The 9,226-nt window shown below is 36.0% G+C and carries 4 protein-coding genes; all 4 read right to left on the bottom strand.

The window, feature by feature from the left end; translation table 11 throughout:
* Positions 1-2,837 (bottom strand): prophage endopeptidase tail family protein (locus BM350_RS11960; RefSeq protein ID WP_170857693.1); only part of this gene is annotated, 2,837 nt, incomplete at its 3' end.
* 1 nt (position 2,838) lies between these two features.
* Positions 2,839-4,788 (bottom strand): hypothetical protein, encoded by a 1,950-nt coding sequence (locus tag BM350_RS11955; protein WP_090911739.1) that lies wholly within the window; start codon positions 4,786-4,788, stop codon positions 2,839-2,841.
* A 15-nt stretch (positions 4,789-4,803) separates the two neighbouring features.
* A complete protein-coding gene (locus tag BM350_RS11950) occupies positions 4,804-5,631 on the bottom strand; it encodes a phage tail domain-containing protein (protein WP_090911741.1) in 828 nt (275 codons plus the stop codon).
* Between the two features lie 3 nt (positions 5,632-5,634).
* Positions 5,635-8,985, bottom strand: a complete 3,351-nt coding sequence (locus tag BM350_RS11945) for a DUF2207 domain-containing protein (RefSeq protein WP_090911743.1) — start codon at positions 8,983-8,985, stop codon at positions 5,635-5,637.
* Between the last annotated feature and the right edge of the window lie 241 nt (positions 8,986-9,226).

Below are 9,226 nucleotides of genomic sequence, written 5' to 3'. Positions count from 1 at the left end.
GAACCACCATCCTCAGTAACCAATTCATTCTTATAATTTTTATTCATGTTATAAAAATAAATTGCATTTGACGTTATCTTTACAAGTTCTGCGCTTTGAGGGTTATCAATGGTGAATGTTGGTTTCCACCCCATAGATTCATCGTATGACTTAGCTGTAATAGATTTACGTTGACCTTTATCCAATATAGTAAATGTCTGCGATCCATATGTTGCTCCGTCATTACCTGTATTAAACGAAGCGCCCCATGCTGCAATTTCTACATAATTTGCTTGCGAACCGTCTTCTTTATAACCTCTACTATAAAAAAGTCCCTTTTCTAATCCTGTAACAACTTTCTTTGACCACTGATTCCATTGAGCTGGAGTTTGAAACCCTTGTGTAAAGATTCTGCCATTCGACATCTCTGTAAAGTTATTATTATCGTTTGGATCCCTTGCTCTAATAGTGATACCTTCTAATAACTTACCTGCAATTGACTCTGCTGTTACTGCACCAATTAAATTAATACGTTTCGCTTCAATTTGAATTTTTTCGGCTGTTTGGTTAATGCTTGATATAACATTACCAACCTTAACTGTGCTCAGAATGTCCTTTTCAGTAACGCTAATACGAGCTTCCATCGTTTTTACATACGAGTCAGTTGCATACTTACCATCAGATTCAACTCGTGTGTACACTTCTGTCTTTTTGGCCGCAAGAGTGATACCGTCTTTATTAGCTGTTATGTCACGGTCAATTTGTTCTATTTTCTTGTTATAATCAACTGTTGCTACCTTTTCAGCAATTTGGCTTAATAACTCATCTTTTCCAGCTATATCAGCTGCATTCTCAGTAAATTCAGATGGCTTTGTTCCGCGTTGTAGCATCATTTTAGATGCCCAAAGTCGACCATTTCTAATTACATAGAAACGCCCATCAACAAACACTGTTCCTACTGGTGCCTTAAATGTTCCAAACGCAAATTTCCAAACATTATTTTCTAGAGGGAAAAAATCCACATTAGAAGCTGCTATTCTTGTACCAGAAGCATTAAAAAACTCTACTTCTAATCTTAATCCTTTATCAATTTTACTTTTGTCGTCAGTCATAAACCAACCAGATATAACAAAATCTTCACCGGCTACAGCTGGAACTTTTTCATTAATGGCGCCACGCCAACTATCAGTAGTTAAACCGATTTGATCTGTTTTAATCGTATAGGAACCGTTATACGTAACAGCTGTATCTCGTGAAACATTAGGCGCAAATGACCAATGACTTGAATCTGTTTTTAATAATGAGTTTCTAATTAAGTTACTCATACCAATGCTACTCACATAGTTGCCTACTTCGGTGATAGTTACTTTAGCTTTAATAGCTTCCGCCTGGGTTTCAAGTGTAGACTGTGCCTGTTTGAGTTGCTCCCCCTGTGCAGTCTGTGTTTTTTCTACAGTTTCAACACTTTGTTTAATGCTATTCGTTGTTTCTTCAAAATTAACCTTTGTAACAGCACCAATTTCCTCTGGTGCATTCACGCCAATCTTAGACCATTCTGTCCCAGTCCACAGATAGAGCATATTTGGTTCTTCGCTTGTATTAAGCCATAAAGATTTTCCAGGTTCTAAGTTTTGAGTTGGTTCTGTATTACTCTTGATAATATTCGTTTGAAAATTCTTTTGGTTTTCTTTTACAAGCTCAGCAAGTTTCTTTGCTGCATCGCTCTCTTTTTTCGCTTCTTCCGCTTTTTCTTCTGTTAACTTATTGATTCGTTCTGCATAACCGTTTGATTGCTCTAGTAATTGTCTATCTAAGTCTTTCACAATTGATAAAATGTCAGAAGTCCATTTCTTTTGTTCTTCCGTTCTATCCACAAGTTCATCTCGTTTATTACTAAACTCATAATTATTTGGTGTCTGCTCATATGGATAACGTGTACGCTTTACTACACGTACATCAAAATCCATGTTGTACTTGTGATGTTGGAGAATTGCCTTATCTCCGACCTTTGGCTCATTTGAATCATCGAAGTTTGCTTCTTTATGGTCCACAGTGATAGAAACAATAGGGATGTCATTAACAGCTGCCTTACAGCGTTCTAATGCTGTTCCGTTATCTTTAATTTTGTCATCTTCAATATTGTCAGCTTGTCTATGTCTGATGAGCTCTGGCATTTTGTATTTAAGAGGTGATTCATAATAATACGTAAACTGTTGCCCTTCACCCTCTTCTTTAGATGGTGTATGTCCAAGTAATAAAACAGAGAAGTAACAATTTCTATCATCTGTTGTTTTCTTAATAGCATTTACGTTATAACCAAACTTATATAACTTGTCTGTCGTTTTACCGATGCGATCCGCAAAGATAACGGTCATATTATCGAAAATACATTCAATATCAAAGCGATCCAGTAGCTTTCGAATCATTTTCATTCGGCTTTCGCCACCAAAGTTCTCAAACTGCAATTGAATTTGTTTTGAGCAACGATTGATATATTTGAAGTTACTTCCCTCAAATGTATGTGATAATGCTTCTTCTATAGAAAAGTAACCTGAAACCTTTTTTTCTTGTGTTTGTAAAGATAATTCGGCACCAATTTGTATTGCGTCACAATCTTTAAATCCAAGTTCATCTTGTTGGCTGACTAAAATAATGTAGTACTGTCCTTCAAAGATAAGTAGGTTCCTATCTTCTACATACGGATAAACACGTTTATTCTTATCTGTATCTGGAACTTCGAAACGAATAGAGGACGGTTCGTTCTTGCCCTCTATTACCTCAAAAAGTTTCATATCAACTAAATGAAATTGTTCACCCGTTGATAACTGTTCAATCTTAGGTCTTTCCACTCGCTTCATACTACCAACCCACTTCTAAATAATCGATTTTATTATTGTGATTAGAACCGACTTGTGAGAAAGCACCACCTTTAATGATCACATTATTAATAATGCTATCTTGTAAGTTCTCTACTCGTAATGTTCTGACTTGGACATTTGAAAGAATCGATCTAAATACTTTTTTATTACCATTATCAATAGCTAATTCACCTATGTGGACATCAGCACGGGAATCCCAACCATTTTTATTGTTGTATTTGACCGTTCCACCGTTTAGGCCCCAATCAAGGGTGAAGTAATTCCAAATACCATCTTCCCAACATTCTTGTACGTCTGGATTGGTAATTTTAGCGCTAAAACCATAATCTGTTGTGATACCTTTTGCAAACGATCGAATAACAGGATTGGAAATACGAACATTTTTATACTGCGGTGCATTGTCACCTTCCTTGCTTTTGAACCAAACACCGCGGGATGTTTCTTTACTTTTACCATTGCGAATGTTAACACCTGTTATTGTAAAATCTTCACACGTATCATTAAGAATTTGGAATACTAAGCCATGTCCAATATCATTCCCGACTACTTTTTCTGTTTTGAAATAAGACATATTGTTGAATAATCCAAGTTCTTCTAGTACATTTTCAGCTTGTACATTATAAGTGATATTTTTATGAACCACTTTATCTACGGGTCCAATTTCAGCTAGTCCCTTTTTCACATTTTTCAATTTGAGATTAATAGTTACATTGTCACAAGGTGTCATATCATAAGGCTTCGCATTTTGATTTGTGAGCGTGTTTTTATCATTGAATACATAAATACCTACTGTTGCACCTGTCGATGTTGTGGCAGTACAATCTACAGCTTCTATGTCTATTTCTGAATCTTTCACAGCATTCAAAGAAACGTATGCTTGTGATTCTCCGCCATTAATAATTTTTGTATCTACTTTTACATCTTGGCAATGAGATAACACAAATGCTTTTGCATCTTTTGTCTTTTTTAAATCGAATACCCCACCTTTGAATACGATACTTCTTGTTTTATCATATCCGCCGATATTTACTGTATCCTTGTTTGTAAAGAACGTTGTACTTCCTGCCTTCAAATTAAAAACAGCATTCGGATCTGCGCGAATGCTAATGTTACTTGGAATTTCTAAATCGCCAATTGTATATATTCCTGCTGGCACATCTAACGTTTTTCCAGCTGATTCATTTAAGGCTTTTTGGAATGCTGCGTTATCGTTTCCGTAATAATTAACACTGTTATATGGAATCATCGCTCTAATTGCAGCATCCAATGAAGAATGAGTACTTTTTACGTTTAATACCTCTTGTTTTATGTCATCATAAGCACCTTCAAAAGCTAGTGACCGCCACTCTGTTCCTAAACGTAAGAATAAACGTTTCGTTGTCTTATCCATTGCAAGAACTGAAACGTCCATTTTATTATTAGATACAAAAAAACCAACTCCGTCAGTACTTCCCGTTGGCATCCCTTTTGCTCCTGCTGCATATCTGAAAAATCCTGATTTACCTATTAATTCATTGGTATCTGTCACTGATAAGGCAAGACCTGTATTGTCAGTGACCTTAACTTGTTGAAATATATCTGTATTATCAAGTTTGGTTTTTATCTTCTGATTAAAATCATATAAAGTTTTTTCGCCTAATCGCGCTGCCACTACCTCATCAAAATTTGATGGATTTGCGGATAAAAAATCAGAGATCAGTTTTTTAACTATGTTTAAAGTATTTGTATCACCATTTGCTATTAGTGATTGTAAATCGGTAACATCAGTAGCTTCTTTTTCTGTTAAATTTAAAAGAGCCTGTTGAACTGCAGTAATAAATTTGTTGTTGTTCACAAGCTCTACATATACGTTATCTATTTCTAAATTCAATTCTTTCCGTTCATCAGCAGATATAAGGGTATTTATATAATATTTTCTTGATAAACTCATGGCATTCGCTCCTTTCTATAAATAATAGAATCTCGTATTTACTTCACACCAATGGAATGTAGACGATTCAATTTTTATTTGGTTTATGCCAGGAACAAGATGTATTTCACCTGCATCAGCATGGCGTACCAAATTACGACCATATTCATCTTCTATATGAAGTCCTTTTATAACAATGATTCCCTGTGAAACCGCACCCGGATTATAAATAGTCAATGAATCATTTGTAGTAAAGTTAGTGATCTTTAAGTAGCGCGGGTCACATTTAATACGCCATGTTATATCATGTTGGGCTGGGTTAATTTCCATGGAACCGATGTTTTTAAAATAAAATATTTTTTCTTTGAATGTGTAATCGTATTTATCATCCCATTCTAACCCCATACCCCAAGCGAATTTATTCGTATCCCATTCCTTCGCATCTAATGATCTAAAGATACTTTCTCCAAAACCATCAGGAATAGAAAACTCAACAATAATTTCAAATAATAAAGAACCAGGTGGACGGTTAATTTTCATGTTTTCATACTCAACACGTCTTCGTATGCCTGGTTCTCTTGAATATATAATATAAAAATCTTCTAACCTACCAAATAAAGCATATAGTTCATTTCTTTTTTCATATACTCCCTCAATATCTCCTGTATCCACAAGAACCCTTAATTGACACCCTCGCTCTGTATAGCTTTTATTGTAATGATGAACACCGAACTGTCCTTTTATTTTCATCTTGTCTGATTCTTTTTGAGGTGGATCTACTGTTAATTCTAAAGTTTCTACATTGTAATCTTTTTTAAGGGAGCAAGTTTGTCCGTTCTTAAATAAAATCATTGTATCTGGCATTTACTATTGCCCCCTTTTTAGAAAATTTATATTATCCTCACGAATATTTTCTTTTCGTACAACTCGTTGCACTGTACGACCATCCACAATGATAGGCTGATCTACAGTAAGTTGTACAACTAAGTCTTTTGGAGCTGAATCTATACCGGACATTCCTGCATATGAAACATTCGTTACAGGCATTGCATTTTCATTAAGTGATTGTATGTTACTAGCCATAGTACGGTTCATATTCGCAACTAATTCTTTAATTGTACCCGTGATACCAAGCGATTTCTCTCTTGATGATAATGGTGTAACAGATACCTTGTTCCCCTTCTTAGTGAATAACTCTGGGCCAGCTTCACCCGCTATGAATTGACCATCTCCAAGAACATGACCACCTGTAGCCAACATCGGAACATGTGGAATAGTTGGCGCATCTACACCAGGTATTTTATTTAATAGATTAGCTGGCGTATTAAAGCCATCAATAAATACATTAATCATGTTAATAATTCCATTTATTGCAGACTTAATTCCACTTTTAACACCGTCCCATACACCAAGTACGATTGATTTCATTCCTTCGAATGCACTTTCGACCGCACCAGTAACCCAACGGACAGGACCCATAATTGCTTCTTTTAAGCCTTCCCAAATGGATGATGCTGTCGATTTAATACCTTCCCAAATACTAGAAAGTGTTGATTTAATTCCATTCCATATACTATCACTTGTACTACTAATCCAATTCCACACAGTTGAAATAACATTTTTGATTCCATCGAAAATACTTGTTGCTGTAGAAACAATCCCATTCCATAATCCAGTTAGGAAACTAATGATTTCATTCCACACTGCACTTGTTGTTGAACTAATTGTGTTCCATGCTGATATGATGAAATTCTTTATAGATTCAAAGATTGGTGTAACAAAACCAACAAGTCCATTCCAAACTGATGATAAGAAATCTGTAATGGCTTGCCATACTGCACTTGTAGTAGAACTGATTGTATTCCAAGTATCCACAATAAATTGTTTTACACTTTCAAAAATAGGAGTAGCAAAATACAAAATCGCTGTCCAAATCGCCTGTAGATACTGTGCAATGAAATTCCAAACAGTTTGTATAACAGTTGAAATTCCGTTCCAAATCATTGAAAAGAAATCAGCTATACCTTGAAGAATTGGTGTTAAGAACTCAACAATACCATTCCATATGCTCATAAAGAATTCTGATATGGTTGTCCATGCTTGAATAAAGAAATCGCTAATACTATTTACTGTAGATGTAAATATCTCTACAATCCCAGCCCAAAGATTGGCAAAGAAATCCTTGATTCCATTCCAAACATTTATCGTGACTTCTACGACTTTACCCCAAATATCTGAAGCTGTATCCACAATTCCCTTCCACAAGTTAGAAAGAAATTCGATAATTGAATTCCATATGTCTATTGTCTTTTGCTTAATAGAATCCCAGTTTTTAACGATAGCAATGACTAGTGCCGCTATGGCTGCAATTATGATCGGAACAATTGCAACAATTCCTGCTGCCGCTGCCATACCTATTCCTAACGCGGAGGCCACAGTGACAATTATCGGTGCTAATGCTAGTAAAGTCCCTGATATAACACCGATTACGGTTGCTATAGCTGCCAATGTTGCTGCTAATTGAGGATTTTTAGATATCCATTCGGCAAATTTACCAATTACATTTGCAATAACCATTAGTACTGGTTCAAGAGCCATTTTTAAATCTCCAAACGCCTTTCCCATCTTCACAGCTGGTGAAGCATCTAATTTAGAAGTAGAACTGTGTAGATCTTCTACTCCCTTTTTTAAATCAACTTGTTTACCTTCTGCCTTTAGAATAGTATCAATGATTTTCTTCCCTTGATCTTCCCACATCGTACCGAACATCTTCGTTCCAAGTTGATTCCTTACGGTTGCATCTTCAACACCAGCAAGTGCTTTAGTTGCTTCAAGCATCGCTTTTTGTCCATTTTCACCACCGCCAGCAATGGCTTGGCCCCATTTTTCAAATTGATCTGCAGAAATCTTTGTTTTATCTAAAACCTCTTGCATAGATTTGTCTACACCAGCACCAAATTCAGCCATTTTAATACGACCTTCTTTAACTCCGTCCAAAAGGTTATCGATATTCCAACTTTTAGTATCAATCCCGGCTGACATTATGCCTTGGACCTCTTTGGCTGTGAACCCCGCTTGCATCATCTGGTCCCCGTATTCGCTGATAATGTCTAGCTGCTCTGGAGGGAATCCTGTTTTTAATAAGGTGTTAACTAATCCTAAAGCTTCCTCGTTAGTAATACCTAACGTTGCGCCTATCTCATTTGTTTCTTGTATAAGCTCATTAAAATCAATTCCAGCATAGGATTCTGCAATAGTGGCCGCTCCTTTAACCACAGCTGCATTCGTTTCGTCAGAAGCATCCTTATTCAACGCCCATTGTCTACGAACGCCTTCAAGTGCCTCTTCCCCATCAAGTCCATACGCTTCAATGCCTCTTACGGCTTGTTCAATCGACTTCTTAGATGATTCAGGTACATCAAAAGATATATCGATTTTCGTTTTTAATTTTGATGAATCTAATGCTGTTTCAATAGCTTTATCAATTCCACCGCCAGCGACTGCTGCACCTAACATATTTTCTAAATCGATATCAAGTTCTTTAAACTTTTTACCTGTTTGTTCGGCTTCTTGTGATAACTTGGATAATTCTTTTCTTACATTCTCTACAGAATTACCATCATTAATAGTTGCAAGAATCTGTTTCATCTTTTCTAAATCAGTTCTTGTTCCTAATGCTTCCACACCAATTTTATTAATGGCATCGTCAAGCTGTTTAGATGATGCTGTTCCACTTTTAATAGCATTGACAAGCCTACCGCCTAAAACACTAGCAAAATTGTCTACGCTTGTTCCTGTGGCTTGAAATAGTGTTTCTAGTTGTCTTGTGGAAGTAGCTATACGTCCTTCTTCGGCTTCCATCTCTTTCATAGAGTTTTGTAAGCTTTTTAGATAGTTTTCTGTTGCGATTACTTCACGGTTGAACGCCCTATATTGTTCTGGTGATATCTTGCCTTCTGCAAACTTCTGATTGATCTGTGTTTGTGCTTCTTTCAGCTTATTTAACTTTTCTGTTGTTACTGTTACTTGTTCCGCTAATAATTGCTGTTTCTGTGCAAGTAATTCTGTGTTTCCAGGATTAAATTTCAATCCACGCTCAACTTGTTTCAGTTCTTGAGATAAAGCCACAGATTGCTTTGTAACATCTTTAAGTGCATTACCCAATTTAGTTGTATCTGCACCAAGTTGAATCGTAATCCCTTTTATTGATTTATCCACACATTCACCACCTTTTTATAAAAAATAAAAATGACCACCCGTTGTATAGGTAGTCATTTTTAGAATGCATCGTAATCTTTTTGTGTAGCTTTTCTTGTTTTCTCTTTTTGTGGATTCTGTAACTCGATATATTCACTAATGTAATCAAGACACATACCAATTGTCATTTCGTCTAAATCTGAACTTGTAAGCTTACATTTATAACACAATGCAAGGAACGTCTCAGTGGTAAATCCATCAC

This window comes from Bacillus sp. 103mf, from assembly GCF_900116295.1.
Classification (GTDB): Bacteria; Bacillota; Bacilli; order Bacillales; family Bacillaceae_G; genus Bacillus_A; species Bacillus_A bruguierae.
The sequence above is the reverse complement of the archived record's forward strand: the minus strand, read 5'-3'. Positions and strand labels throughout refer to the sequence as shown.

Coding starts and splice junctions, on each gene's coding strand:
- BM350_RS11955 (WP_090911739.1), bottom strand. CDS start 4,788: ATGAGTTTATCAAGAAAATATTATATAAATACCCTTATATCTGCTGAT.
- BM350_RS11950 (WP_090911741.1), bottom strand. CDS start 5,631: ATGCCAGATACAATGATTTTATTTAAGAACGGACAAACTTGCTCCCTT.